The organism is Leucobacter faecis, assembly GCF_054456695.2.
Genome location: NZ_JBTJER020000006.1, coordinates 183,629 through 209,777, shown reverse-complemented (window position 1 = coordinate 209,777; position 26,149 = coordinate 183,629). Strand labels below are relative to the sequence as shown.

Sequence of the window (26,149 nt, the reverse complement as noted above, 5' to 3'; positions counted from 1 at the left end):
GCGACTGCGGCACCGAGCTCCGTGCAGAATACGAGCGCAGGGCCGCCCGCAGCGTCCCCAAAGAACAGCCGTTCTAGGCCGCGACAAAGGTCGTTTCTGCGTGCTGGCGCAGCTTCGCTTCAACCAAGATGGGCAGGTGATCTGACAAGCCCCGATCGAGCGTACGCACGCTGTGCACGTCGATGCCCGACGAAGTTGCGAAATCGAAGTGACCCCGAAACATGCGGTAACGAGTGTAGGTGCGCTTATCGCTGAGGTTCAGCTCATACCCGTTGTCACGCATCTCGGTATCGAGGCGGCCCTTGAAAACAGGGTAGTTGTAGTCACCCACCATCAAGGCAGGAAGCCCCGGCCCGAGACTGCGAAGGCCATCGAGAGCGGTGTGAATTTGGTGCCGCCTGTGCGAGTTCAGCGAGGTCAACGGAGCCGCGTGAAACGAAGCAACAACAAAGTCTCGCTCAGCCTCTCGGTCGAGCAGACGCACACCCAACAACCGTTCATGCGCCGGCGACAGGATACGGTCATGCAGCGACTTCTTCAGCTCAAACGTGCGTGCAACGCGCGGGTGAAAACGCTCGGATCTCACGTACACGGCAAGCCCCAAGCGGTTGCGCTCGGTAGCATGCACGAGCTCTAGGTGCCCGACACGCGACGGCAGTGCAATGGCCTCAGCTTCCTGCAAACAGAGAACGTCAGTCTCATGATCCTCTGCGAGCGCCGCAATCTCTGTCACGGCGCGATTCTTACGCAGGTTATAGCTGATGACCTTCATACTTTGCCTCCCTAGAGCAGGCTCAGCGGTGAGCCCCAGACGAAACATATCGTCTTGAGACTCACCATACGCCTCTACTCTTGGCGCCGCATGAAACTCGCGTAACTCGTGGTGAGCTTTACGAAATTCGCACGAGCTGCACCTCGAGCGTGCCAATCAGCATGCGTTCGGTGGCGCCACGTTCGTGGCCAGCCTCAAGCGCCTCTGTTGCACCGGTTTCATCGATCAGTGCCACACCATTGGTCGAGTGGAGATCTTCCACCGTCCAAGCTTCACCAGTACGACGCATACGAACATGCGACTTCGACAGGGTGCGGGTCGGGTCATTGATCTTCAAGACCTCGTACGCGCCTGTCGGCTCGGGCCGACGACCAACAACAACATCGTGTCCGTACAGTTCGAGCACCTCACCGTCAGGAAGCTCAAGACCCCACCGCGTCTCACGACGCACCACAACGGTGTTATCGTCGTCGAAGTCATCGTTGCCATTGACCGGGTTCGCGACGACAGGCAAAGCGACCGTCGGCTCGGGGACAGTCGGCTCGGCGGCAACCGGCGTAGCGGCGGCCGGATCAGCAGCAACCGGCGCAGCAACAACCGGCGCAGCAACCGGCGCAGCAACAACCGGCGCAGCGGCAGGTGCGACAGCAGGTATAGCTGTTTCGGCCGGAGCGTCGAAGATCGACGGCGCCGCTTCCTCAAGCTGGGGCGCTGGCCACGAGAACGGCTGCTGCGGCACCTGACCACCGAGCGGTGCAGGCACCGGGGCCTGCGTTCCTTCTGCGGCCAATCGCTCGTAGGCCCCCTCAGTGGTGTTGCTGAAACCCCACCCGTTGCCGCCCTGGGCGGCCACATCCTGGGCGGCTGCATCCTGGGCGGCCACGCCCTGTACACCGCCCGGCTGTGGCACCGGCGGCACCGGCGGCACCTGCTGGGGCATCATCGACTGCGGCTGCGCGGGCGGCATCGGCGGGGCTGGCTGCTGGACCTGATTTGATGCGAGCTGTTCGGTTTGCACCGGCTGGTCGGCGCCGTTAGCGGGAGGCGCAAATACTGAGCGCTGCGGCTGCGGCTGAACCGTCGTGGTTTGCGGCTGAACCGAAGTATGCGCAGCAAACTCTGCCGGTGCGGCGTACGGCGCCTGAAGCGGTTGCTGCGCGGGCGAAACCTGCGGAGCCTGCGGAGCCTGCGGAGCCACGTTGGCAAACGGCAATCCCTGAAGCGCACCAGCGCCAGCACCAGCACCAGCACCAGCACCAGCACCAGCACCACTCGTCGGCGCCCAAGCGGCGGCCGCACCGTAACGGCCGTCTCGAATGTGGTTTGTGAGCAGCATCGCCCACAGCGGCGCCAAGAAGATTCCGAGCACGGTCATGCCGCCGCCCTTGCCAAACTCGGCATTAATGCGGTTGATCGCAATAATCGTCACGACCAGCACCACCAGGCCGCCCAGCCCGGGCACAAGCCCGAGCAGCACAAGCCAGCCCGGCAACCCACCGCGCTGAATCAGTTGCCACTGGTTCCACACGGGTATCCAGCCCCACGCGCCCTTGACGCCCAGCAGCGGAAACAGTTTCGACAACGACCAGAGAAACCAGACGTAGAACGCAACGCTCACAACCGAGCTGATGAGCAGTGGCAGCATCAAATCGTACAACCCGGGCACGGTCGGGTTAGAGTCAAGTTCCACGTGTCTGTTTCCGTTCTCAATACTGTGGCACGCGATGTGCCGCTATAAACTCTGCCACGAATGCGCCTATATCGCAGCATCGCAGCGCATAAGTGTGATTAAGCGCCAAAAGCGAGGGTCGCCACGACCCACAGCCCGACACCTGTAACTACAAACGCCGCCGCGTAACTCGCGAGCGTCACGATGCGGCCGCGGCTATCCCTGCGTGCGAGCGAGGGCAATGCGGCCCGCGGATTCGTCGCCGCCACCCCGCCCTCGGGGTCTGCCACAAGCTCAGGTGCCTGCGCCACCGCGACCGCCCGCGGGGCATACACCCGCGGCATGAAGCTGGCGGCTCGGCGCAGCATGCCACCGCGCCCACTCTGTTGGCCACTCTGCTGGTCGCTCTGCTGGTCGTTCTGCTTCGCGGTGAGCCCCTGGCTGGGGTCTGGCGCGGGCAACGGCGCAAGCTCGGGCTCGGGCACCGGGTCACCTCGCCGGTCAGGCACCACCCGCGTCGCATCGGGCGACAGCACGAACGTGCGCTCGGGGTCTGCCAACGGTGCTGCATCGCCCGCGGGCCGCACCACGGTCTGCTCCGGATCAACCGGCCCACCCACAAACACCGTGCGCTCTAGGGCCTCGTTCTCGTGAGCCTCGTTCTCGTTGGCTGCGCTCATACTCTCACCGGCCTGGTCACTTCGAGCGTGTCGTCAGAGGTCGACGCAAACGGGTCGTCCTCACCCGTAGAGCTGGGATCGCTTCCGGTTACCGTGTCGACGATCACAACGCTCACGTTGTCGCGACCCCCCGCCTGGCACGCGAGCCGCACAAGCTCGTCTGCGACCGACTCGGGCCGGCCGCCGACGGTGAGCACCGCACGAATCGCTTCGTCGTCAAGCTCGGTGGTGAGCCCGTCAGAGCACAGCAGCAGGCGCGCCCCGGTGGTCACCGGAATCAGCCAGGCATCGTGCCTGGAGTCTTCAGACCCCAGCGCACGGGTGATTACGTTGCGCGGTGCCTGCGCGGCGTTCGCGTTACCTGCGGCATACAGTTCGGCCTGCAGCGAATGGTCGCGTGTCACCTGGGTGAGTGTTGAACCCGTGTGCTCGTAGACCCGCGAGTCACCAATGTTGACCACGTACCAGCAGGGCTCGCCCTCGTGTTCCACGAGAGCAACGCCCGTCAGCGTGCACCCCGCCCCGCGCTCCGTCTGCTCGGCGATCGCGAGGACTCTGGCGCGCGCAACCTCGATTGCTGCGTCAACGTCTGCGGGAACGAGGTTGGCGGTGGTGCCAGCGAGCGGGCTGAGAGCACCGATCGCGGCCTGGCTCGCCAAATCGCCCGCCTCGTGCCCGCCCATACCGTCTGACACGAAGAAGACGGGTCGCTCGGCGAGCACGCTGTCTTCGTTTACCGTGCGCACCATTCCGACGTGACTGTGTGCGGCGCTCTCGAGCACCACTTTCTGCGCGTTCGAGAGCTCATAGTGGGCGTGCTGCCCGCCTGCCGTTCTCATTCGCCCCTGCTTTCCGTGACCCGCACAACGCGGCGTCCAAACACTACTCCGTAAGAGCGTAGCGAATACGCCGCCCGCACACGCTGCCACAGCGTCTGGCCCTGGCGCCGCTCGTCACGGTCGGCCGCGACGGCGTCCCACAGCACTGCAACATGCTGGGGGGTGACTTGTTCGCGCGCAAACACGGCACGGTCGATTTCGAGCGCCGCCCACACCGCGGGCCGCGTCGCCAACACGCTCGCGATCTCGCTGCGCGTGGCGTGATCCGGCACATCAATGCCGGTGTCACGGGCGCGATCAACGATCTCAGCCCAGGCCCCCAGCGCCTGCAGCTCAGGATGCACGTCGCGGCGCCGGCGGCGCGTACGCAGTCGCTTCGCGAGCGGCAAAAACAGCAGCGGCAGCGCGACGAGCGCGGCGGTCGCGAGCGACAGGCCAATGACGCGCAACAGGGGGCCGAGCCAAGCGGCCTCGTCGGGGTCGGTGTCGGTCGAACCGCCCTCACCCTGCTCCCCCAATCCAATGGGCGGGTCGATCTCTTGCACGTCACGCTCTTCTGGCGTCGTCGGGTATTCGGGCAGCTGCTCGCCCTCCTCGAGGCGCTGCGGTCGCTGCTCTGGCTGCGGGGTCGCGTCGAAGGCGACCCATTCGCCGCTCGAGCCGCGCACCTCGACCCAGGCCGCGAGATTGGCGCCCGTGCACTCGGTCTCGCACACGGGCACACCGGGCACGCCGTCACCCGTTGTACGCACACCCACCACAACCCGCGCCTCGTAGCCGAGGCTACGCGCTGCGAGGGCAGCGGCCGTCGCGAACTGCTCGTCGTCACCAATACCTGCGACCAGCATCGCGTCTTTGGGTTTCTCGCCCGCGGCACGCTGCTGCTGATTGAGCTGCGCAAACAGGTTTTCAAGGCGTGCGAGCGAGTGACCGCCCGCACTCGATTCGAACTTGGTGCCGTACTGCTTCGAGAGCCTGGCAAGCCACTCCCCCTCGCCCTCGCCGCTCGTGAGCGAGTGGCTCAGATAGCCGCGTGCGCGCAGCCGTTCGATGAGTGTTGCCACGCCATCTTCGTCGGCCGACACGCCCTGGGCGTCAACCCAGCGCGCCAGCTCGGGCGCAGCGTCGAGATCGACCAGCGGCGCGTCAGAGGTGGGTCCGCCCAGGTTCTGAGCTCCCGCAGCCGTCTCCATCTGCGCCCGGTAGCTGTCGCCTTCGGCGAGCCCGAGCGCCGCCCCCTTCTTGCCCGAGAAGGCGATCGCACCGCCCGTGTCACGGTTCACGTAGAAACCGTCTGACAGCGCCTGGGCGCGGGGCCCGCCAAACGTGGGCGGCGTGCCCAGCGTCGCTGACGGCGCCCAAATGTCTTGGTAGCCTTCGCCGATGGTCACGGTCACATCGCTCGGCGATTTCACCGGCGCCCCGCTCGGAAACCGCGTAAACAGGCCGGCGGCACCGTCGCTCACATGAAAGTCGACCCCGTCATAGGCGTCGAGCACCGCGAGTCGCAGCCGCGCGGGCAGACCGTTCGAACCCTCAACAGTGAACAGCACAGAGTCGAGCGCGGCATCACGCTTCGCAGAGCGGTACGACGCGAGCGGGCTCGGCCTATCTCGCACCACGAGAGCGGGATCAACCGCGTCACGCGGCACCGCGCGGGCACCCGAATCAAGCACGGGGGCGAGGAGTGCGCCCGCCGCGAGGCAGCCCACGAGAATCATGGCGCCGACTCCGCTGCGCACCACCGAGCCGCGACGCACCGGGCTCTCCCCCGCAGCGCGACCGAGCCGCAGCGCGGCACGGCGGTCACTGCTCGACACCCACGCAATCCACACGGCAGCGAGCAGCGCAGTGCACAACCACAGCCCTGTCTCACGCGGAGCCACAAGCGACAGCGGGCCAAGCTTCAGGGCGCCGCTCACCTCGGCCGCGCCAAACACGGTGCCAAAAGCGACGGGCAGCAGCATGGGGGCCGCCGCGAGCACGGCGACACGACGCGAGCTCGTTGCGAGCAGCATGATGAGCAGTGCGCTCACAAGCGCAACCAGATAGAACGGCACCAGCACTGTGCGATATGTGCCCACGGGCAGCGTCAGCGTGAGCAGCTGCTTCCACCCCAGCGCAACGGCGGCGAGGCCGTCAACGAATCCAGAGGCGATACCCGACATTGAACCGGTGCTCAGCGACTGCGGCACCGCCACGGGCACAAGCGTCACGATAAACGCCGCCAGCACCGCTGCGATGACGACCGGCGGGCCAAGGCGCCACCGATCTCGCGCCCACGACACCGCGGCGGCGAGTACGAGCGCGACAAGAGCTACGAGCCACAACCACGGCGTGCGATAGATCGGCTGCGCGGCAAGGACCCCCAGCGATAGCGCAGCAGCCGCAGCGGCCACGCCCGCCAGGCGGTAGCGCACCGCGGGCTTCACAGCCCGCTCCGTAGCATCAGCTGCGGCAGGTCACCGAGGGCGCCCGCCGTGAACATGGTCAGCGGGTCGACGCGCTGCGCGCGCGGTTCGGCGTGCAGTTCGCAGCGCACCGCAAGCACGTGCACGTCGGGGCTAAACGACACCGCTGCGCGACGGATCCGCTGTTGATCCGGCACAGAACCCGTGATCAGAGCCACGATCGACAGGGGGCGCGATGAGTGCGCGAGACCGTGGGCGAGGGCCTCGAACGGTAGCCCCTCGGGCGCCTGTTCGAGCTCTGCCCACGAGTTGAGCAGCTGCTGCGGGTCACGCGAGGGCAGCTCTTCGAGGCCGTCGATGCTGGGCCGCACGCGACCGGGCGCCCAGGCCGAGGCGACGTAGCGCTCACGCCCCTCGCGCACCGCCTGCAGCGACAGCGACGCCGCCACGCTCACGCCCAACTCAAACTCTTCATCGTTCAAATACTCCTCGCGGCGGGCATCGAACAGCACGGCAACGCGCGCCGTCTGCGACTCCTCATACTGCCGCACCATGAGCGTGCCGGTCTTGGCCGTCGACTTCCAGTGCACGTGCCGCATCGCGTCGCCGGGGGCGTACTCGCGCACCGCGTAGAACGACAGGTCTGAGTCGGTGAGCCTGCGGCTTGCGGCGCCCTCGAGATCACGCACGAGGCCCGCGGTGTGCGGCGGCAGCATTGCCGTCGCAGGGTGCACGTGCACGAGGTGCTTCTCGGGCCAGGTCACCTCGCGCCGCACGAGCCCTATGGGATCTTGGCGTGCGATGGTGAGCGGGCCTACCCGGATCACGCCTCGCGTGGGCGTGGGAATCGTGAGGGGCAGTTCGAGTGCGGCCCCGGGGGCCACAAACGGGATCGTGACCTCGCGCAGGGCAGCGCCCACGGGCATTTCTGCGACCGCGGGCATCGCCGGGCGGGCACTGTTGTTGTTGATGCGCAGGCGCACCTGCACCTCGCCGCCCGCGACGACGTTCAACCTGTCGATGTCGATCGTTACGTGGTAGGCGCGGTTGCCCAGCAAGAACGGCAGCGCGATGAGCAGCGCGAGGCCGCCCGCGATCGCGATAAACCAGGCCTCGACCCACGCCGACGTGGCACCGAGCACGACACACACGACGGTGAGGGCGAGCACAAACCAGCCGAGCGTGGTGACCGACTGTGTGGTCGCCCGCCAGGCGCGACGCAGCCGCGTGCGCACGCGGCGCCAGGTGCGGTGCACCATGACGCGGCGGCGCTGGCTCTGCCCCAGCCGCGTCGATGTGCGGGTGTCACCGAGGCGGGTCGTCGTGCCACGGGTACCGCGGGTGCCCCGGGTACCAAACGTGCCGCGGGTGCCCCCCGTACCGGTGTTTCTGGTGCCGCCCGCCCGCGCTTTAAACAGCGGGCTGCGGCCCTGTTGATCGTGGCTCACGCGGTGCCGTTCTCCTGCGGAATCGGGGTGTCGAGCAGAATCTGGCCGATGACGGCCTCTGCCGTGACGCCGTCGAACTCGGCCTCTGCCTCGAGCACGATGCGGTGCGCGAGCACCGACGTGGCAAGCTCACGCACGTCGTCGGGGGTGACGTAGTGTCGGCCCGCGACGAGCGCCCAGGCGGCCGCCATGCGGGCGAGGCTCAGCGCTCCGCGCACGCTCGCGCCGAGGCGCACCTCGCTCGCGCGGCGGCTCGCCTCGACGAGGCGCGTGATGTACTCGGCGATCAGGGGGCTGATGTAGACGGAGCGCACGAACTGCTGCAGCTGCGTGAGCGACCCAACGTTCATGACGGTGGGCACCTCGGGGCTGCGCGTGACCTGCTGCAGAATGCGCATCATCGCCGCGTCATCGGGGTAGCCAATCGACGTTTTGATCATAAACCGGTCAAGCTGTGCCTCGGGTAGGCGGTAGGTGCCCGCCTGCTCGACGGGGTTTTGTGTAGCGATTACGAGAAACGGGTTGCTGACGGGGTGTGTTCGGCCGTCAACCGTGACCTGGTGTTCTTCCATCACCTCGAGCAGCGCCGACTGCGTCTTAGGGCTTGCGCGGTTAATCTCGTCGGCGAGCACCACGTTCGCGAAAATTGGGCCGGCGTGAAACTCAAACACACCCTGCTTCTGGTCGTACACGGTGATACCCGTGACATCGCCGGGCAGCAGGTCGGGGGTGAACTGGATGCGCGACGAGGTGCCGTGCATCGACTTTGCGAGCGCGCGGGCGAGCGCCGTCTTGCCCGTACCGGGCACGTCTTCGAGCAGCACGTGGCCGCCCGCGATCGCGGTAGCGAGCACGAGCTCGATGACCCGGCGCTTACCCTGGATCGACACTTCGATCGCGTCGGCCGCCTGGCGTACCGCGTCGCTCGCCCACCGCGCGCGATCTTCGGTGAGGGGGCCGTCTGCTGCGACCGTGAGGTTCGGGTCAAGTGTCATGGGCTTCCAATCTGGAGGAGCGTAAGTGCTGCTGGTGGGTAGATGCTTGCTGTGCTTGCTGTGCTTGCTGTGCTTGCTGGCTGCGCCGCTTCAGGCGCCGGATCAGCCGTCGGTGTCGCCGCCGGAGCCATCGCCGCCGCCGTCGGAGCTGCCGTCGGAGTCGCCGCCGGAGCCGGTTTCGGGTGGTGCTGGCTTGTCGCAGATCACATCAGGGAACGTGACCTGTCCCCTCGCACCGTTAGTCCAGCTCACGATCACATTCTTGGGCGCGCTGGGGTCCTGCGCGAAGCTCAACGGGCCGCCCGCTTCGCCAATCGTCACAAACGCGGCTTCCAGCGCACTCTGGCTTGGCGGTTCGGTGTGTGACACCCACGCCACGCACTGCCCGCTGCTGCGGTTGATGGCAAAGGGTGCGAGCCCGCCGGGGGTGGGGGTCAACGTACCTGACGCATCAGAACAGTTCTGCTGCCCAAATGGGCCCGCGGGGCATTGCATGACGTCATAAACTGTCGGCGATTCGACCGTTGGTGTAGCGTGCGACGGCTTCGAGCCATCCACTCTATTACCATCCCAGGTAATCGACTCGATTGTTTCCCACCGCGCGCTGGTGCCCGAGACGCTCGAAGGAGCAGCAGACACGGTGTAGGTTCCGCTCATCACGGGGTACTTCGTGCCCGTCGTAATCTCATTGGTCGCAACGGGCCCGACCACGCCGTATGAGTTCTTGGCGCTCACAGTTCCCGTGAACGTTTCATTCTTGGGTAGCCCTGATCCGCTTGAACTCGAGCCGGTGTAGCCGCCGACGCTGTAGGTAAAGTTGAGGTCGTCACCGCCGTTTCGGCTCCAATCCGACGTCGAAATCTCCCAGCCCGTCTTGTTGGTGCCGGTCGCCTCGAGAGTCGCGCTACCCGCCGTCGGCGCACCAATCGGGGTCGCCGTGGCAGTCTCAACCTCGCCGCGGCCACCGTCACCACCCGAGTAAGCGGGCGGAATCTTATCGGGGCCGTCTGCCGACAGCACGCTAAACGTGTGCGATTGCGTCGACAGCACGTGAATGCCATCGGCAGTGTTCGCGGTCTCAGCGCCGTCGATCATGAACACAACCGTCGCCGCCTCGCTCTGGCCGATCTTCACCCGCACACGCCCATTATTGGGGTCGGTGTTCTCCCCCCACTCAGCGGTGCTGGCCGAGATCGTCGGCGGCTTGGGTGGCTTGTAGGCCCACGTGGTGGCACCGTTCGCCGAAGGGTCAGAGGAACCCACGTCGTTCACGGCGCGAGCCGTGTACGTGGCCTGCTCACCCGGGGTGAGCCCGGTCACCGTGCAGGTAGCCTGGTTGCCGTCCATCGAACAGCTGCCGGTCTTACCGCCCTTGTCGGTCGTCAGTTCGACGCCAGCCACAGCGGGGTGTGAGGCCTCTGCGCTCAGCACCACAGAGAGGGTGACGCTGCTTGACGTAGCACCGGTGGGGGTCACACTGACCGGGGGGCGCGGCACACCGCGGGCATCGAGTTCGATCGTGCCGGTACCGACGCGGTTTTGCGCGTCACGCACCGTGTAGGTCGCGGTGCATTTGCCCCCTGCACCCTTGTCACCGTTAGGCCACGCGACGCTCACGCCGTCACCAGCCGCTTGCAGTGTGCCGTAGGCCGAGCATGAGGCCCCGTCGACCGCGTCGAGCTTGAGCCCGCCGCCGCTCTTGCCCTCGAAGGGGTCGTACTGGCCGGGGGCGCCGATGAGCTGAGTCTGGCACGCACCGCCAACGGTGCAGTTCAGCTGCACGGTCGCGCCGCGCGGGGTGTCTTTCGCTGCCTCACCCACGCGCAGTGTCAGCGGGGCTTGGCTATCACCAGCCCCGGTCACAGTGACCGTGGCGGTGTCTTCGGCGCCGGGCAGCGCGTCTGCGCGTGCTGTCACAGTCACCTGCGAGCCGGCGGGGCTCACCTCAAAGTTCGTACCGCCTCCGGCGACGGCAAACTGTAGGTCACTCGGCCGGCCCTCGCGCTGGCCCTGCCAACGCACCATGTCAAGCAGGTTGACCGTCTCAGATGCGCCCGGCGCGATTGTGCGCGTGAGCGGTTCGAGCTCAGCCACCGGTTCCTTGGGCACGATCTGTATGGGCACCGACAGCTCGGTCCACGTCTTTTGCTCGGTGAGACGAGCCAGCACGAGACAGCTGTCTACCCACGGCTCGCCCTTGCCCGCGCTGTATCGCAGCGTCGTCTTCGAGGTCGCTTCGCACGCTGCCTGGCCGCGCTGCGTCACAAACCCACCGGTCTTAAACTCTGCTTGGTCGTTTGACCCGAGATCGATGATGTCGGTGAGCGCGACGTCGCTGCTCTTGTCTTCATCAACCTTCAGCGGGGCGAGCCCGGGCACGAGCGTGAGTCGTAGCTCGTCGAGTGAGGGCACGATCAAAAAGCCGTAGCTCTCAACTTCTGCGCCCGTCACATCGGTGCCCGAGAGCTTAAACGGCACCAGGTCGCCCTCGGCGCGGTACTTGCCGGTGATGCGTTTGCCGTTTGCTTCGAAGCGTTTTGCGGCGCTGCCCCACACCGACAGTTTGAGCGACGACGCGTCACCCGTCGCCCAGTACACGCGGTCGGTGATCACGTCGACACCGCCACCTTCAAGTTCGGCCCGGTCGCGCGCAGAGAGCACCGTGTCGCGCACGGTGGGCGCCTGCTGCCCCACGCGCGCAGACACCTGCACCACGATCAACCCGTCGGCGGTACTCGACGACTCAGACGAGCGCACCGTGTAGCGGTACGACACGGTACCCGGCTCGGCGCTGCTCGAAACCTTGATGCGCCCCTTCTTCATCTGAGATGTGTCAAGACGCTCTGCCAGCGCCCGATACTCGGCTGAGTTCTTACCGCCCGGCACGTTAGGTACCACCTCAACGATGCTCAGTTCACCGCCCGCGGGGTCGAGGTCGTTCTCGAGCGGGCTCACCACGGCGGGTTCCTTCGAACCCTGCACCAGGCGCACATAGTCGCTGTATGTGATGGGCGCGCTCGTTGCCTGGGCACCATCGGTCACGATCACGCGCAGCGAGCCTTTCGCTTCACCGCCAAATTCGTCTTGCACCGTGTAATTAACAGACTGCTTGCCAGTTTTCGCTTTGCTCGACGCTTCGACTCGAATCGACGAAGTGCGCGGCACGATCGTCGTCGTCAACTGGGCATCGCCCGGCGAGTCAACGCTCACGAGGCGCACGCGGTCACCGTCGGGGTCGACACCCGAGAGCGGCACTTGCACGCTGCCACTCTCACCCGGTGCGAGGCGCACCGTTACGGGTGTGGGCGCGGGGTCACGGTTGCCGTCTCGCGGCAGCACCGTCACGTGCACCTGCCCTACGTCGCTCGCTTCGGGCGAGCTCGCACCGTACGTCGTGTAGCTGAGCGTGTACTGGCCCGGCTCTTTGGGTGCGAGGTATCGCAGCGTGTTACCCGAGGCGAACGCGAGCTCGCCCTTGGTGCCTGATCCGCTGATCTCGGGGTGCAGTACGAGGCGCTGGCCAGGGGCCGACACATCGTTATCGAGCACGCGAATGTCTGCCACGGCACCGGCGCGCACGGTCGCGTTGTCTGCGACCGCAATCGCGCCCGTGTCGCTTTGCTCTGGCACCTGAAACACGGTCATGCGCCCCACCGCCTTGTCGGCGCCCTCGGCCACCGTCACGTCGACCGCGCCGATGCGGCCCGGCGCACCGTCTGGCGTACTGCCCGATACGCGCACGTTTGCGTATTCGATGACGTCGGCGCGCAGTTCGCCGTCGACGACCTTTGCGCTGTCGACGACGAGCGCGCGGCTATTCGCCCCGGGCACCGCCTCGAGCACGTCGACCGTCGTGTCTGCGAGCGGTCGCACAAACGCGCGCAGCGGCGGCAGGCCCAGCTTCGTGTGCGACGCCACCGCTGTCACGCGCAGCAGGCCGGTCGTTTCTTGCTTCGTGCCGCTGTCGCGCACGGTGAGCGTCACGAGGGTCTGCCCTGCCTGCTCGGCGCGCACCATCACGGTGCCGTCGGCTGACATCGTCACCTGTGCGGTGCCGCTTTGCACGCTCGCGTCCACGAGCGTGTACGAGCCGGATCCCCCGGTGACTCTCGCGAGCGGCCGCACCGTAATGCGCTGCCCAAGCTCCACGGTCGCCGCGATCGGCGTGAGCTGCGCCTTCGCGTTCGAGCGCACCTGCACGACGAGATCGCGGTCTGTTGTTTTGCCGTGCGCGTCAGCTACCCGCACGCGCACCGCGACCTCGCCGCCGTCGGCGTTGGGGTCGAGGTGACGCACCGCCAACCGACCATCGGCCGTGACGAGCGCGCGCACCGGGTCGTCCTTGCCCACGGGCGTCGCTGACTCGAGCATGATGGGATCACCCTCGGGGTCAACCCAACCCTCAAGAATGGGCAGCACTAGGGTGCCACCGGGCGCAAGCTCTGGCGTCGGCCACGGGCGTTGGCAGCCCTCGACCGCACACCACTCGGGCGCCGTGTTGACGTCATCACTCACCACGGTGAGCGTCACTTTCGCGGGCTCAGATGAGTGAGTGCCGTCGGTGATCCGGTAGCTAAAGCTCGCCGAGCCCGTAGCGCCCTTCGCGGGCATGAACGCGAGCGTCTGGCCGTCCGGCATCAAGGAGACCTGACCAAATTTCGAGTCAAGGTCGCTCGCGAGCCCCTCGGGTTCGATCGTCAACACGTCTTTGCGGTTGGGGTCATAGTCGTTGAGCAGCACCGGCAACGGGGCCTGCTCGTTCCCCCGCACACCAAACGCGTCATCGACCGCCACGGGTGGCTCTTGTTCGGTGACGTCTGCGACGACGACGGTGCCGTCGCGGTCCTTTGGCGGGTCGGCCAAGGTCCACTGTTCGACGGGAATGAGCGTGCCGTCTGGCACCGTCCACATCATGCCGGTTTTCACTTCGGTGAGCAGCGCGGCCGTGCCGTTCGTACGAAACGCGGGCTCGGGGTCGCCGGGCATTTTGACGCTGTCGTCGACGTCGAGCGCGACAGCGTCGTCTTTGCCGTCGCCGCGCCACATGTTAGCGCCCGCGCTACCGATCCAGGCGGCGTAGGCGGTGTCGCCCACAAAGGTGGGCTGGGCGGGTGCGCCCGCGACACTCACCACGCGTTTCGCGTCGCTGCCCGTGACGCGCCACAGGCCGCCACCGTCGGCAATGAGTACGTCTGAGCCCGCTCCCCTGGGGCTTGATCCTTGGAGCTTGGGCGTCGCATCAACTTTCAGTGACACGGGCTCGCTCGCCTTCGCGCGCCACAGGTTGGGCCCGTTGAGTGCGACCCACGACCCGTCGACGATGCTGAGCTGCAGCTCTTCGGCCGTCAAATCTTCTGGCACCTGCTCGGTGGCGACAAACTCGCCGCGCTCGATCGAGTACCAGCGCAGTTCGTTGTCTGTCGTAGACAGCATCGCGACGCGCCCCTCGGGGTCGAGGGCGACCGCGTCTGTAACAAACTTGCTCGGCTCTGATTCGTCGCCGTCTGTCTCTGCCTCTTCGCCCACGAGCGGGTCAATCAGCGTGAGGTTCGTGCCGGTGACGCCCGCGTCGTCGGTCAGCGCCCCCACGTACACGTCACCCGATTCGGTGCGCACCACAAGGTGTGCCCCCGCGGCGATCACATCGCGGGTGCCGTCTGGCATGCGCTCGGCCTGCGCGCCAGTGCCCTGCTCGGTCGTGCCCTGCTCGGCCGTGTTCGCCACGGGAGCAGCTTCCTTCTTGTCTTGCTTGGCCTTCTTACTGGCTTTGTCGTCCTTATCGCCGGCCGCGTCAGCGGAGTTCTCAACGAGGTCGCGCGGCTGCATCGGGTCGACCGGCCATGCCCGCCCGTTACCGTGGCTGAGCACGACGCTCGCGGCGCCCGCCTGCACAAGCCCGCTCGGGTCGTCGACCGAGCGCACCGTATCGATCTCGGCGGTGAGCGTGTTCACGCGCGCGTACTGGCCCGATGTGCGCATCGCCCACACCGAGGGTTCCTCGCGCGGCGCCTCACGTGCGTCGTACCCGGCGGCCACGACCGCCACCGTGCCGATCATCGCGAGCGCCGCGATGCCAGACACCCAGGTGATGACGCGCGACCGCTTCGACTGCTGGGCCATCTAGATTCCCCCCATGAGCGCCATAACGACACCCGCGATAGCGAGCACGGCAATTCCTGCGCCCGCCCCGATGAGAGCGGGCTTCATTGCGCCGCCCCCCTTCGATCCGGATCGAGTGCGTGAGTGGTCATCGGGCGCCGCCGCGAGCGCGGCGCGCTTCGCAGCCCGCCCGCTCCCCTGCACCGACGAAATCGTGGGCCCGCGCACGCCCTGCACGGTCGCGGCCGGAGTCACCCAGGTCGACGACACGACGTCAAGCGGCGTGATATCAAGCCCGTAATGGCGCTGCAGCTGCTGCATCGCGAGCCCCAGCTCATGCATCGAACCAAACCGCTGCGCCGGATCTTTGGCGAGCGCGCGAGCGATCACGCTGTCGAACGGCTCGTAGCCCTGAGCGCCGGGCACGGGAGTGTACTTGGCGCGCGTGATGCGATTGATGAGCTCGTGGTCCGTGCCCTGTTTCGAGGCGCGACCGAACGGAGGCTTACCCGCAGCGAAGGTGTAGAGTGTGGCTCCGAGCGCCCAGATCTCGCTCGCGATCGTGCCGCTCGTGGTGCCGCCAATCACCTCGGGAGCCGCCCACGCCACCGACATGGCGCGGTCGGTGTTCTTGCCGCGCATCTGACCGCGCAGTGACACGATCCCAAAATCGGCGAGCAGCGGGCGACCCGCCGTCGACCGCAGCACGTTTGAGGGCTTGATGTCGCGATGCAGCACGCCTGACTGGTGCGCCGTCTCGAGCGCGCCCGCAAGCCGCACTCCGGCGTCGAGCACCTCGGGCAGCGGTACGATCGCGCCGCGCGTGCGCGTACGAAATGATTCGGGGCAGTACTCCATCGCAATGAACGGGTGGCCGTCACTCGAAATGCTGGCGGCGTAGATCGACACGATTGAGGGGTGGCTCGAGAGCCGCGCCATCGCGTCGGCTTCGGCCTCGAAGGCGGCGCGGCCGTGATCGTCAGACACATCGTCCTTGAGCACTTTGATGGCGACTACGCGCCGCGGCATGTCTTGCTCATACTGGTACACGTGAGCGAATCCGCCAGAGCCCAGGGGGCGCACATAGTTGAATCCAGAGATGTGCGGCCGCGTGTGTGTGCCGGAGCTAGTCAATGCACGGCCCCCCTCAAATGTCTCGGCAGTGTACCCAACATATGGTACCTACTTTTCTGGCCTTTGTTTATTCGTAGGCTATGTCTAGCTCACATGCAAAAGGCTCCTCACCGTTGCCGGTGAGGAGCCTTTTGAGGTGTTACGACTTAGAGCGCCGAAACGTCCATCGGAATGCCGGGGCCGAAGGTGGTCGAAACGACACCCTTGGTCACGTACTTGCCCTTAGACGACGAGGGCTTCAGACGCACGATCTCGTCGAGCACCGACGTGATGTTGTCGTTCAGCTGCTCAGCCGAGAACGATGCCTTGCCAACAATGAAGTGCACGTTAGCGTGCTTGTCGACGCGGAACTCGATCTTGCCGCCCTTGATCTCGGTGACAGCCTTAGCGGTGTCGGGGGTGACGGTGCCTGTCTTGGGGTTCGGCATCAGACCACGGGGGCCCAGTACCTTACCGAGACGGCCAACCTTGCCCATGAGCTCGGGGGTCGAGACTGCCGAATCGAAGTCAGTGTAGCCAGCGGCTACCTTCTCGATCAGCTCGTCGCCACCGACCTCGTCAGCGCCAGCAGCGATTGCTGCCTCGGCTGCGGCGCCAACCGCGAACACGATAACGCGTGCGGTCTTACCGGTGCCGTGGGGCAGGTTGACGGTGCCGCGCACCATCTGGTCTGCCTTGCGGGGGTCCACGCCAAGCTTGACTGCAACCTCAACGGTCGAGTCGGTCTTAGCCGAACCGGTCTCCTTCGCCAGGGCTACTGCCTCGGCGGGAGTGTAGAACTTGTCTGCCTGAATCTTCTCGGCAGCGGCGCGGTACGCCTTCGACTTCTGTGCCATGTTCGTACCCTTACTCGACCGTGATGCCCATGGAGCGAGCGGTGCCCGCGATGATCTTCGACGCTGCGTCGAGATCGTTTGCGTTCAGATCTGCCTGCTTCTGCTCGGCGATCTGGCGCACCTGCTCGGCGGTAACCTTTGCAACCTTAACGGTGTGCGGGGTGCCCGAACCCTTCTGAACGCCAGCGGCCTTCTTGAGGAGCTCTGCTGCCGGAGGAGTCTTGAGGATGAACGTGAACGAGCGATCCTCGTACACGGTGATCTCAACGGGCACGACGTTGCCGCGCTGCGACTCGGTCGCTGCGTTGTACGCCTTGCAGAACTCCATGATGTTGACGCCGTGCTGACCCAGCGCGGGGCCCACGGGGGGCGCCGGGTTGGCTGCGCCGGCGGGGATCTGAAGCTTGATCAGACCCGTAACCTTCTTGGCCTTTGCCATGATTGTTTCCTTTCGTCGAACGTACGCGGTCGCGCACATTCTCCCGCTAGCCCGGCCGATCCGGGTGGCGGTGTCTTTGCGAGGCACTCACGCGCGCACGCAAACTCCAATAGCTTACCTGATCTCGCGCGTTTATGCACCTTCGCGGTTCGGGTGCCTCGCTTCGGGCATCGATCCAGCGTCCAGCATCAGTTTTCTCAGAATTTTGATGCTTGACGCGCAATGGGTGCTTGTACCTGCACCGGATCCCAGCCGCGCGCCGTCGCCCCGTGCACTTGTCGTCCACAGCTTGCTGATTTCGCCGAGTCGCGCGAGTTACTCACAATTTGACTTTCACGCCACCTGTCCGGCGCGTAACCGGCGAGGATCTACCTATGAACCTAAGCGAAGCCCTCGCCGCAGCGGGTGGTGCGATGCGCACGTCAGAGGCGTTGCGGCTCGGTTTCACCGAGCACACCCTACGCAAGCACGTTCAGGCAGGTGCCGCACTAAGGCCCCGTCGGGGTTGGCTGGCCCACTGGTCACTCGAACCACAGCTGCTCTTTGCCGTCACCCACGGCGTCGTACTCACCTGCACCACTGCGGCGGCGCGGCAGGGTCTTTGGGTACTGAACTCGAGCACACCGCATGTCGCGGCCCGGCGAGGTCACCACGTCAAAGCAGAAGGCGTGCTGGTGCATCGTCGGCAGCCACTGAAATTACGGCCACCCTCCATGCTCGTTGATCACCTCGAGAACACACTCGACTGTGTCGCCGTGTGCCTTCCCCACGAAGAAGCGCTCACAATCTGGGACTCGGCTCTGCAGAAGGGGTTACTTGACCAGCCTTCGTTGGCCCAGCTACCGTTCAAAGGACGCGCTCTCGCGCTCTTGGCCGAGTGCACACCGTTTTCCGATTCAGGCCTTGAGTCGCTATTTCGTACACGCTTGCGGTGGCTGCAGCTCCCCATACGCCCGCAAGCGTGGCTGCACGGACACCGAGTTGATTTTCTGATTGGTGATCGGCTCGTAGTACAGATCGACGGCAAGCAGCACGAAAAGGCGCAGCGTGTATCTGACCGCGCGCACGACGCCGAGCTTATGAAGCGCGGCTATTTCGTGATTCGGGTCGGGTATGCCGAGGTCGTGTACGACTGGAGCGCAGTAGAGACGGTAATCTTGGACGCCGTGGCACGCAAACTACACCTTGCGCGCTAACCTCGAAGCAACGCTTCGGGCATCGATCCAGCGTCGAGCATCAGTTATCTCAGATTCTTGATGCTTGACGCGCGATTGATAATTTCGCTTGGTCAAGGAGGTGCTATACCTAGCGAAGAAACAACAAATGCCTCGCTCCGAAGAACGAGGCAGATGTTGAAGTAAAAACTTAGACCATCTTGGTGACCTGGTCGAAGCCGAGCTCGACCGGGGTTTCGCGCTCGAACAGCGACACCAGCACGGTGAGCTTGCCCGATGCGGCGTTGATCTCGCTGATCGTGCCGGGCAGGCCTTCGAAAGAGCCCGACTTGATGGTGATCGTCTCGCCGACCTCGAAGTCGATCTCGATGTTGCCCTGAGCAGCGGCCGTAACTGCTGCCTTGCCCTTGCCCTCGCCTGCGACCTGCTCAAGCTCGACGGTGCTCTTGAGCATCTCGAACGCCTCGTTGATGCGCAGCGGCACCGGGTTGTGAGCGTTGCCCACGAAGCCGGTCACACCGGGGGTGTGACGCACAACCGACCAGGTGGTCTCGTTGAGGTTCATGCGCACCAGAACGTAGCCGGGAATACGCACGCGGGTGACCATCTTGCGCTGGCCGTTCTTGACCTCCATGACGTCTTCCATGGGAACCTGAATCTCATAGATGTCATCAACGGCGCCCATGACCTCGCGACGGTTCCACAGGTTCGAGCGAACTTTGCGCTCGTAGCCGGCGTAGGTGTGAATCACAAACCACTTGCCCGGGCGGCGACGCAGGTCCTTCTTGAACGCCTTGTACGGGTCAACCGCCTCAGCCTCTTCTTCGGACTCTTCGTCGACGATTGCGTTAGCGGCCGCGGCTGCCTCTTCTTCGCTGTCGATCACGAGAGCGTCTTCGACGGCCTCGTCGGCTACCGGGTCAGTCGACTGCACCAGCGCGTCAAGGGCCGCGTCGAGGTTGGCCTCTGGGTTGTTGCTGTTCTCGCTGGTCATGGTGCTTTCCTTAGCTCGAGTGAAGACGGACGCGCTGTGCTAGCTAGGAGCCGTTTCCGAAAGTAAATATTGTAACGAAGCCGAAGAGCTGATCGAGGCCCCAAACGAGTGCCATCATGATCACCACGAAGGCGATTACCACGAGCGTGTAGTTGATGAGCTCTTTGCGGGTCGGGGTGACGACCTTCTTCAGCTCTGCAATGACCTGCTGAATGAACAGCGCAATACGACTAAACAGATTGCGCTTTGCAGCACGATCGGAATTGGCGTGATCGACGGGGCCGCTGCCTTCCTCGATTTCAGTGCTGCTCACTCGGGTGTCCTTTCATCTGCCCCACCGGGCACGTCGGACGCCCGGCGGGATCTGGCAGGGCGGACAGGACTCGAACCTGCAACCTGCGGTTTTGGAGACCGCTGCTCTACCAATTGAGCCACCGCCCTTCGGGAATTGACGCATTTCTAAACCGAACAGGCATAGAAAAGTTTGGTAGACGTCAACTACCGAGGTTTACGATACGCGAATCTCGGGCCGTTGTCGAACTGGGGGGCCCAGAAACCTGCGTGCCGCGCGTGTCGCTGCCCGCAGCACGCCCCGCCCTCGCACGCAACTTCGGCGCTGCCAGTGCTCTCGAGTAGACTCGTCACGTGACCCAAAACACTCGTCTCTCAAAGAAGATTGCAGCCATCGCTGAGTCCGCCACCCTTAAGGTCGACGGTAAGGCAAAGGCGCTTCAGGCCGAAGGCCGCCCGGTGATTAGCTACGCTGCGGGCGAGCCCGATTTCCCCACGCCCCCGCACATTGTGCAGGCGGCGCGCGAGGCCCTCGATAACCCCAAGAACTTCCGCTATACCCCCGCGGTCGGCCTGCCCGTTCTGCGCGAGGCGATCGCCCGTAAGACGAAGCGTGACTCGGGTCTCGACATTGCGCCGAGCCAGGTCATCGTTACCAACGGCGGCAAGCACGCCGTCTACTCAGCGTTTCAGACGATCTTGAACCCCGGCGACGAGGTCATTCTTCCCTCGCCGTTCTGGACAAGTTACCCCGAAGAAATCCAGCTCGCCGACGGCGTCGCTGTAGAGGTCTTCGCCGGCGCTGACCAGGGCTACAAGGTGACGGTCGAGCAGCTCGAGGCCGCTCGCACCGACAAGACCAAGGCGCTGCTGTTCTGCTCGCCCTCAAACCCCACCGGTGCCGTCTACTCCCCCGAGGAGACCAAGGCGATCGGCGAGTGGGCGCTGAAGCACAACCTGTTCGTGGTGAGTGACGAGATCTACCAGAACCTCACTTACGACGGCGTGCGCGCGGTCTCGATCGTCGAGGCGGTGCCCGCCCTCGCCGAGAACACGATCCTCGTCAACGGCGTCGCCAAGACCTTCGCGATGACCGGCTGGCGCATCGGCTGGCTCGCGGGCCCCGCCGACCTCATTAAGGGTGCGGCGAACCTCCAGTCGCACATGACATCAAACATCAACAATGTCGCGCAGATCGCCGCGGCTGCCGCACTCGACGGTGACCAGGCACCGATCGAGGAGATGCGCCTCGCGTTCGACCGCCGCCGCAAGCTGATCGTCGAAGAACTCAACAAGGTGCCGGGCTTCCACTGCCCCACCCCCGAGGGCGCGTTCTACGCGTACGTCGACGTGACGGCCGCACTCGGCAAGGAGATCGCGGGCACGACGCCCACGAGCTCACTCGAGCTCGCCGATCTGATCCTCGAAAAGGCCGAGGTTGCCGCGGTACCCGGTGAGGCGTTTGGCCCCTCGGGCTACCTGCGCTTCAGCTACGCGCTCGGCGACGACGCGCTCGTCGAGGGCATTCGCCGCATTCAGGCGCTGCTCGGCGCGTAACGCGCCATAGCCCAACCCGTCGTCCTGCGCGAGCGCAGCGAGTCGCAGGACCCACTCTGGATTCTGCGACTGCGCGCAGAATGACAAGTGCTCTAGCCTGGCCAAGAGGGCGTGCGGCCAAAAGTGGGTGTTATCAGGACCGATAACACCCACTTTTGGCCGCACGATGTCTGGGCGCTTGCGCATGTGTACCGGCCCTGTTTCGATCCGGATCATGTTGCCGTGCCGCCGCGCGCCGCGCTCTCGCGCGCGTAGGATTCAGGCATGACAAACACCGTAGTTTCTGGACCCGAGGTTTCGGGGCGGGCGGGCGCCCGCGGCGCGCTCATGCTCGTGCTGAGCAGCGCGATCGGGGCGTGGTTGCTGTTCGTGGCGGGGGTCTACGTCGATTTGCAGGGCGCCGGGGAGCCCGCGCGGTACACGACTGAGCTCGGCCCCACGCCGCTGTCGTTTGCGCGGTTCGTGTTCTTCGCGGCGGTCGCTGTGTTGGGGTTGGGCTCGCTCGTGGCGCTGCGGCGTACATCGGCGATGCGGGCGGCCGCGACCAGCTTGCAGGTGCCACTCACCTCGCTTGCGCGGCCCGTGCAGTTGTTCGCGGCTACCTCCCTGATCGTCGCCACCGCCATCTCGGCGTTCACCTGCATAGGCCTGTTTTTTGGCGGGTTTATTGGCGGCGGCTCGCCCGCGACGCCACTCACGCAGACTGTCAACCTGTATCTGCCGATCGTGTTGCACACGGCGCTCGTGGTGACGCTCGTGCTCGCGGGGTTTGTGTTCACGCCGCGTGCCAACAGTCAACGTGCAGTCGATGTATCGCGCGTTGCCGCCGCCCCTGCCGCTACTCCTGACGAAGGCGACACGCAGCGCACCGCGGCACTCGGGTTTGCGGTGCCGGTGATCACGGCCTCAGCCGCGCTCATCGCGGGGCTCATCGTGGCAGACGTCACCGGCTCTGCCACGCAGGTGTGGCTGTGGGCCATAGTGCTCGCCGTGATCGGTGCTGGCATTGTCGCGGGCACACGGGCAGCGCAGCGTGCTATCGCGCAGCAACCCGATCCGCTGCGCCCGCGCGGCGCAGCCGTCGGTGCGAAGAACCTCAACTTTGTGTTGTCGATCGTGCTCGTGGCCGCGGCGAGCGTCATGTCACTGGGCTACGGCGCATCGGCCGTGGGGTCGCTACGCTCCTCACCGTGGGTATCGGGTGGCGTGTACGACGACGCTTCAGCTGACACCAACACCAGTATGGAGTGGTCGGCGAGCGGCAGCGACCTGCGCGCGGGCAGCACTCTCACCGTCACGCTGCTGCCGGTCGGCACCGACAGTGGCGGCACCGAGCTTGCCACCGGCACCGTAGACCGTGACGGCTGGGGCGACGCCTCGGGCCCGCTCGACCTGCAGGATGCGCCCGGCGACTACACGATTGAGATCACAGCGCTCGCGCGCGACGGCCGTGAGGTCACCTCGCGTGTGCCCTTCACAATTACCGAACGCGGCCTGCTCGAACAAGACGCGAGTGCAGACACGTACACTGACTTTGCCTCGGTGCTGACGCCGGTCACTGCGCGCTGGGTGTTTGCCGACCTCGTGCCGGCTGGGCTGCTGCTCGTCATCGCGGCGGCGGTCGTCGCACTCACGGTGACGCAGCGCGCCCGCGAGTACGACGCCTCTCAGTCTGGAGGCCGCTCGCCCGCGCAGCTCGTCTAGGCCGTCTGCATCACCTGGTCGAGCACCTCGTCGATCGCCTGGTCTGGGTGAAACAGCAACCAGTCGAGTGTGGCGCCCGCGAGCGCACCAAAGAACGCCGCGCCCGCCGTCACGGTGATGCGCTCCGCGTCGTGAGCGCTTACGCCTGCCGCGACGCGGGCGGCGCGCAGTACGTCGCGGTAGCGCACCGCGACCTGGCCGCGCGCGAGCTGCATCGAGTCAGCCCACGCGCGGTCGGTGCGAAACACCTCGGCGGCCATGAGTTTGGCCAGGTCGAGGTTTTCGCGCAGGGTTTCGAGTGTCGCACCGGCGACCGCGCGGGGGGCCGCGGCGGCGTCTGACACGGCCGAGGCCGCATCGATTGCCGCCGCAAGTCGCTCAAAGCCCGCCCGGATCACCTCTTCAAAAATCGCGTCTTTCGATTTGAAGTTGTAATACAGGGAGCCCTTCGCGACCCCCGCCGCCTCGGCGATCTGATCCATTGAGGCACCGCTAATGCCGTGCTGCGCGGCGACCCGCACCGCCGCCTCGGTGATCAGCTGCTTCGTGCTCACTCTTGCCATGTCTCTAGTGTGGCCTAGATCGCGAGCTCGGGGTGCAGGCGCTTAATCGTCCACACCTTCTGGCGGCGCGCGGCGACGGCGCTCACCGCGAGCGATCCGATGAGAATGCCGGCCATCACGAGCAGCGACCCCCAGAATCGAGCATCGATGCCGCCGCCAATGAGCTGCCGCAGCCCGCTCACCACGTACGACGCGGGCATGTACGGGTGTAGCGCCTGGAAGAAACCGGGTGTCGTTTCGACCGGGTACGTGCCGCCCGACGACGACAGCATCAGCATCAGCAGTACGAGGCTCACGACGCGGCCCGCGGCGGTGCCCAGCAGCGCGATGAACATCTGCTGCAGCGCGAGGAATGCGAGCGTGGTGAGCAGCATAAACGCCGTCATGCCCACCCAGTGCACGGGCCGCATGCCGATCGCAAACACGAGCACCGCCATCATGATCGCGACCTGGCCTACGCCAATCAGCGCGGCGGGCCAGAACCCCGCGAGCACCGACCGCAGCCCCGACACGTTCGACGCGAACGGCCGGCGCGGCAGCGGACGCAATATGAGCCAGGTGATGAGCGCGCCCACGAACGACGCGAGCGCGATGAAGAACGGCGCGAAGCCCTCACCAAAGCCCTGCACCTCGTTCGAGGTGGCCTCGTCGAGCTCGACCGGCGCCGCGAGCGTCTCGGCGATCTTGCTTGCCCTGTTGTCGTCAATCTCGGGGGCTTCGGCTGCTCCGGCCGCGAGCTCGGTCGCGAACGTTTTCGCGCCGGATCCGACCTTGCTCGCCCCGTTCGCCAGCTCACCCGACTTCTCGCTCGCCTGCTGCGCGCCGTCGTCGAGTTTCGATGCGCCGGCCGCGAGTTCCCCCGCGCCCGCTGCGAGCTTGTCGGCGCCGGTCTGGGCCGCCTGCGCGCCCTCGGCGAGAGTCGTGCTGCCCGAGGCGACCTCGTGTGCGCCACCGCTCAGCGTCGTGAGGCCCTTCGTCAGCTCGGTGCCGCCGCGGTGCGCGGTTTCGGCGCCCTCGGCGAGTGTGCCCGCGCCAGCAGACACCTTGGCTGAGCCACCCGCGAGGGTGGAGGCGCTTGTCGCGAGCGTGCCCGCCCCGGTCTCGAGCTTGGCTGCTCCTTCTGAGAGCTTGCCCGCCCCCGTCTTGAGCGTAGTAGCACCTTCGTCGACGCTGGCGGCTCCCTCAGCGAGGGTTGCAGCGCTTGTCGCGGCGGCCTCGGCCGACGTATCAAGCGTGGTGAGCCCCGCGGCGAGATCGGTCGCGCCCGTGCTCACACCCGTTGCGCCGTCACGCACCTGCCCTGCCCCTTGTGCGAGGGCTGCGAGCGAACTGCCCTGTGCCTGCAGTGCGGCGTCGAGCTCCGCAAGGGTCATTGCGGGGTTTTGCGTGGCAAGGCCCGCGATCTGCTCGGTGGCGGTCGCGACCTGGCTGGCGCCACCGTTCAGCGTGTCTGCGCCGGCCTGTAGGTTGGCGGCTCCGGTTGAAGCGCCTGCGACCCCCGTCGAAAGCTGACCCAGCCCGGTCGACAGCTCGGTCGCGCCGGCCGACAGCGCAGTCGTTCCAGTTGCGAGGGTGTCTGCTCCCGTCGCGAGATCGGCGATGCCGGCCGCAAGGGTGGTGACACTCTCGGCGAGCGTGCCCGCCCCGGTCGACAGTGCTTCGCTGCCGGTCGCGAGCTCGCTTGCGCCGTTCGCGAGGGATCCGGCGCCGAGTTGCAGGTTGCCGAGGCCGTCGCGCAGCTCGCCTGACTTGGTGGCCGCGGTGCCCGCGCCTGAAGCGACGGTGCCCGCGCCTGAGGCGAGCTTCGCGCTGCCGTCACGCACGATCGCAAGTCCCCCCGCGAGATCTGAGGTGCCCTTGGTGAGTTCGGGCGACTTGGCGACGAGCTGCGCGGTGCCGTCGGCGAGTTCGCCGAGGCCCGCCGTGAGCGCCTCGGTGCCGTCGGCGACGGCCTTCGTGCCGTCCTTGAGGGTGCCCGCGGCGTCTGAGGCGTCGCGCGTACCGTCGGTGAGTTTTTGCACGCCGACGAGCAACTCATCGGCGGCGGTCTGTGTGGCCTGCTGTGCGACGGCTTCGCGCAGCTGCATCATGGCCTGCTTGCCGAGCGTCGAGGCGAGAAACGAGTTGTTGTCGTTGTAGGTGACGCCAATTTGGCCCGCGGCGGGGTTATCTTGCAGCCCCGCGAGCGTTGACGAGAAGTCTTGGGGAATCGTGACCCCAAAGTAGACGTCGCCGTCGGCGATCGCCTGCTCGGCCTCGCTCGCGGTCATCTCGCGCCAGTCGAGCTCTTTGCCGTCGCGCAGTTCTTTAATGACGTCGCTACCCGCGGTGAGTTTGCCACCGCCGGGCTTCTTGGCTGGCTCGTCAAGGTTGGTGATGGCGACGGGCAGCTGGTTCATGTGGTCGGTGGGCGCCCAGAACGCCCACAGGTAGAGTGCGCCGTAAATGAGCGGAATGACGAGTAGCACGACGAGCGCGATCTTGGGCATGGTGCCCTGTTTAAACCGCGAAAGCTCGGTGCCCCGGGTGAGAAATGACATGTT

The 26,149-nt window shown here is 65.9% G+C and carries 18 protein-coding genes and 1 tRNA gene; 3 read left to right on the top strand and 16 right to left on the bottom strand.

The annotated features are described in order from the left end of the window. Positions 1-73: 73 nt before the first annotated feature. The 11 genes from ACXR2W_RS08890 to rplK form a co-directional block, all read right to left on the bottom strand. Positions 74-772 (bottom strand): endonuclease/exonuclease/phosphatase family protein, encoded by a 699-nt coding sequence (locus tag ACXR2W_RS08890; protein ID WP_458814357.1) that lies wholly within the window; start codon positions 770-772, stop codon positions 74-76. A 118-nt stretch (positions 773-890) separates the two neighbouring features. Further along, entirely contained in the window at positions 891-2,462 is a 1,572-nt protein-coding gene (locus tag ACXR2W_RS08885) for a DUF5684 domain-containing protein (protein WP_458814358.1), read from the bottom strand. Between the two features lie 98 nt (positions 2,463-2,560). Continuing rightward, positions 2,561-3,121 carry a hypothetical protein gene (locus tag ACXR2W_RS08880; RefSeq protein ID WP_458814359.1) on the bottom strand — a complete coding sequence of 187 codons (561 nt, stop codon included), beginning with the start codon at positions 3,119-3,121 and terminating at the stop codon, positions 2,561-2,563. Continuing rightward, on the bottom strand, positions 3,118-3,960 hold the full coding sequence (locus tag ACXR2W_RS08875) for a PP2C family protein-serine/threonine phosphatase (RefSeq protein ID WP_458814361.1): 843 nt from the start codon (positions 3,958-3,960) through the stop codon (positions 3,118-3,120). The genes ACXR2W_RS08880 and ACXR2W_RS08875 overlap by 4 nt, the downstream gene beginning before the upstream one ends. Continuing rightward, positions 3,957-6,392, bottom strand: a complete 2,436-nt coding sequence (locus tag ACXR2W_RS08870; protein ID WP_458814363.1) for a transglutaminase domain-containing protein — start codon at positions 6,390-6,392, stop codon at positions 3,957-3,959. The genes ACXR2W_RS08875 and ACXR2W_RS08870 overlap by 4 nt, the downstream gene beginning before the upstream one ends. Continuing rightward, positions 6,389-7,819 (bottom strand): DUF58 domain-containing protein, encoded by a 1,431-nt coding sequence (locus ACXR2W_RS08865; RefSeq protein ID WP_458814365.1) that lies wholly within the window; start codon positions 7,817-7,819, stop codon positions 6,389-6,391. Before ACXR2W_RS08865 ends, ACXR2W_RS08870 begins: the two co-directional genes overlap by 4 nt. Further along, the gene (locus ACXR2W_RS08860) at positions 7,816-8,814 is read right to left on the bottom strand and encodes an AAA family ATPase (RefSeq protein ID WP_458814367.1); all 999 of its coding nucleotides are present in this window, start codon (positions 8,812-8,814) and stop codon (positions 7,816-7,818) included. Before ACXR2W_RS08860 ends, ACXR2W_RS08865 begins: the two co-directional genes overlap by 4 nt. Before the next feature lie 102 nt (positions 8,815-8,916). Further along, positions 8,917-14,934: an Ig-like domain-containing protein gene (locus tag ACXR2W_RS08855; RefSeq protein WP_458814369.1), complete on the bottom strand. Its 6,018-nt coding sequence runs from the start codon at positions 14,932-14,934 to the stop codon at positions 8,917-8,919. Next, on the bottom strand, positions 14,935-15,996 hold the full coding sequence (locus ACXR2W_RS08850; RefSeq protein ID WP_458839025.1) for a serine/threonine-protein kinase: 1,062 nt from the start codon (positions 15,994-15,996) through the stop codon (positions 14,935-14,937). It abuts the gene before it with no gap. A gap of 197 nt (positions 15,997-16,193) precedes the next feature. Continuing rightward, positions 16,194-16,883 carry a 50S ribosomal protein L1 gene (gene rplA / locus ACXR2W_RS08845; protein WP_458814373.1) on the bottom strand — a complete coding sequence of 230 codons (690 nt, stop codon included), beginning with the start codon at positions 16,881-16,883 and terminating at the stop codon, positions 16,194-16,196. A gap of 10 nt (positions 16,884-16,893) precedes the next feature. Then, complete coding sequence (rplK, locus tag ACXR2W_RS08840) at positions 16,894-17,322, bottom strand: 50S ribosomal protein L11 (protein WP_458814375.1); 429 nt, start codon at positions 17,320-17,322, stop codon at positions 16,894-16,896. Between the two features lie 374 nt (positions 17,323-17,696). Here rplK and ACXR2W_RS08835 point away from each other — a divergent pair, with 374 nt between their 5' ends. Further along, the gene (locus ACXR2W_RS08835; RefSeq protein WP_458814377.1) at positions 17,697-18,518 is read left to right on the top strand and encodes an endonuclease domain-containing protein; all 822 of its coding nucleotides are present in this window, start codon (positions 17,697-17,699) and stop codon (positions 18,516-18,518) included. Between the two features lie 169 nt (positions 18,519-18,687). On the opposite strand, the gene nusG is transcribed toward ACXR2W_RS08835, so the two are convergent. From nusG to ACXR2W_RS08820, 3 genes are all read right to left on the bottom strand, one after another. Further along, positions 18,688-19,491, bottom strand: a complete 804-nt coding sequence (gene nusG / locus ACXR2W_RS08830) for a transcription termination/antitermination protein NusG (RefSeq protein WP_458814379.1) — start codon at positions 19,489-19,491, stop codon at positions 18,688-18,690. A gap of 43 nt (positions 19,492-19,534) precedes the next feature. Beyond that, entirely contained in the window at positions 19,535-19,804 is a 270-nt protein-coding gene (secE, locus tag ACXR2W_RS08825) for a preprotein translocase subunit SecE (RefSeq protein ID WP_458814381.1), read from the bottom strand. Positions 19,805-19,856: 52 nt separating this feature from the next. Continuing rightward, positions 19,857-19,932, bottom strand: a tRNA-Trp gene (locus ACXR2W_RS08820). Positions 19,933-20,136: 204 nt separating this feature from the next. Here ACXR2W_RS08820 and ACXR2W_RS08815 point away from each other — a divergent pair. Together ACXR2W_RS08815 and ACXR2W_RS08810 are read left to right on the top strand one after the other, a co-directional pair. Beyond that, a complete protein-coding gene (locus ACXR2W_RS08815; RefSeq protein ID WP_458814383.1) occupies positions 20,137-21,339 on the top strand; it encodes a pyridoxal phosphate-dependent aminotransferase in 1,203 nt (400 codons plus the stop codon). A 264-nt stretch (positions 21,340-21,603) separates the two neighbouring features. Beyond that, positions 21,604-23,043, top strand: coding sequence for a hypothetical protein (locus ACXR2W_RS08810; protein ID WP_458814385.1), 1,440 nt, complete (start codon positions 21,604-21,606; stop codon positions 23,041-23,043). Here the strand turns inward: ACXR2W_RS08810 and ACXR2W_RS08805 are convergent. Both ACXR2W_RS08805 and ACXR2W_RS08800 read right to left on the bottom strand, forming a co-directional pair. Next, on the bottom strand, positions 23,040-23,606 hold the full coding sequence (locus ACXR2W_RS08805; RefSeq protein ID WP_458814387.1) for a TetR/AcrR family transcriptional regulator: 567 nt from the start codon (positions 23,604-23,606) through the stop codon (positions 23,040-23,042). The two genes, ACXR2W_RS08810 and ACXR2W_RS08805, sit on opposite strands and share 4 nt — an antisense overlap. Before the next feature lie 14 nt (positions 23,607-23,620). Next, a complete protein-coding gene (locus ACXR2W_RS08800) occupies positions 23,621-26,146 on the bottom strand; it encodes a YhgE/Pip family protein (RefSeq protein WP_458814389.1) in 2,526 nt (841 codons plus the stop codon). Positions 26,147-26,149: the final 3 nt, after the last annotated feature.

What these genes read in the sequence shown, in the direction of transcription:
- ACXR2W_RS08805 (WP_458814387.1), bottom strand. Translation starts at nt 23,606, where the DNA reads ATGGCAAGAGTGAGCACGAAGCAGCTGATCACCGAGGCGGCGGTGCGG.
- ACXR2W_RS08855 (WP_458814369.1), bottom strand. Translation starts at nt 14,934, where the DNA reads ATGGCCCAGCAGTCGAAGCGGTCGCGCGTCATCACCTGGGTGTCTGGC.
- ACXR2W_RS08800 (WP_458814389.1), bottom strand. Translation starts at nt 26,146, where the DNA reads ATGTCATTTCTCACCCGGGGCACCGAGCTTTCGCGGTTTAAACAGGGC.
- ACXR2W_RS08890 (WP_458814357.1), bottom strand. Translation starts at nt 772, where the DNA reads ATGAAGGTCATCAGCTATAACCTGCGTAAGAATCGCGCCGTGACAGAG.
- rplK (WP_458814375.1), bottom strand. Translation starts at nt 17,322, where the DNA reads ATGGCAAAGGCCAAGAAGGTTACGGGTCTGATCAAGCTTCAGATCCCC.
- ACXR2W_RS08810 (WP_458814385.1), top strand. Translation starts at nt 21,604, where the DNA reads ATGACAAACACCGTAGTTTCTGGACCCGAGGTTTCGGGGCGGGCGGGC.
- ACXR2W_RS08860 (WP_458814367.1), bottom strand. Translation starts at nt 8,814, where the DNA reads ATGACACTTGACCCGAACCTCACGGTCGCAGCAGACGGCCCCCTCACC.
- rplA (WP_458814373.1), bottom strand. Translation starts at nt 16,883, where the DNA reads ATGGCACAGAAGTCGAAGGCGTACCGCGCCGCTGCCGAGAAGATTCAG.
- ACXR2W_RS08880 (WP_458814359.1), bottom strand. Translation starts at nt 3,121, where the DNA reads ATGAGCGCAGCCAACGAGAACGAGGCTCACGAGAACGAGGCCCTAGAG.
- ACXR2W_RS08875 (WP_458814361.1), bottom strand. Translation starts at nt 3,960, where the DNA reads ATGAGAACGGCAGGCGGGCAGCACGCCCACTATGAGCTCTCGAACGCG.
- nusG (WP_458814379.1), bottom strand. Translation starts at nt 19,491, where the DNA reads ATGACCAGCGAGAACAGCAACAACCCAGAGGCCAACCTCGACGCGGCC.
- ACXR2W_RS08835 (WP_458814377.1), top strand. Translation starts at nt 17,697, where the DNA reads ATGAACCTAAGCGAAGCCCTCGCCGCAGCGGGTGGTGCGATGCGCACG.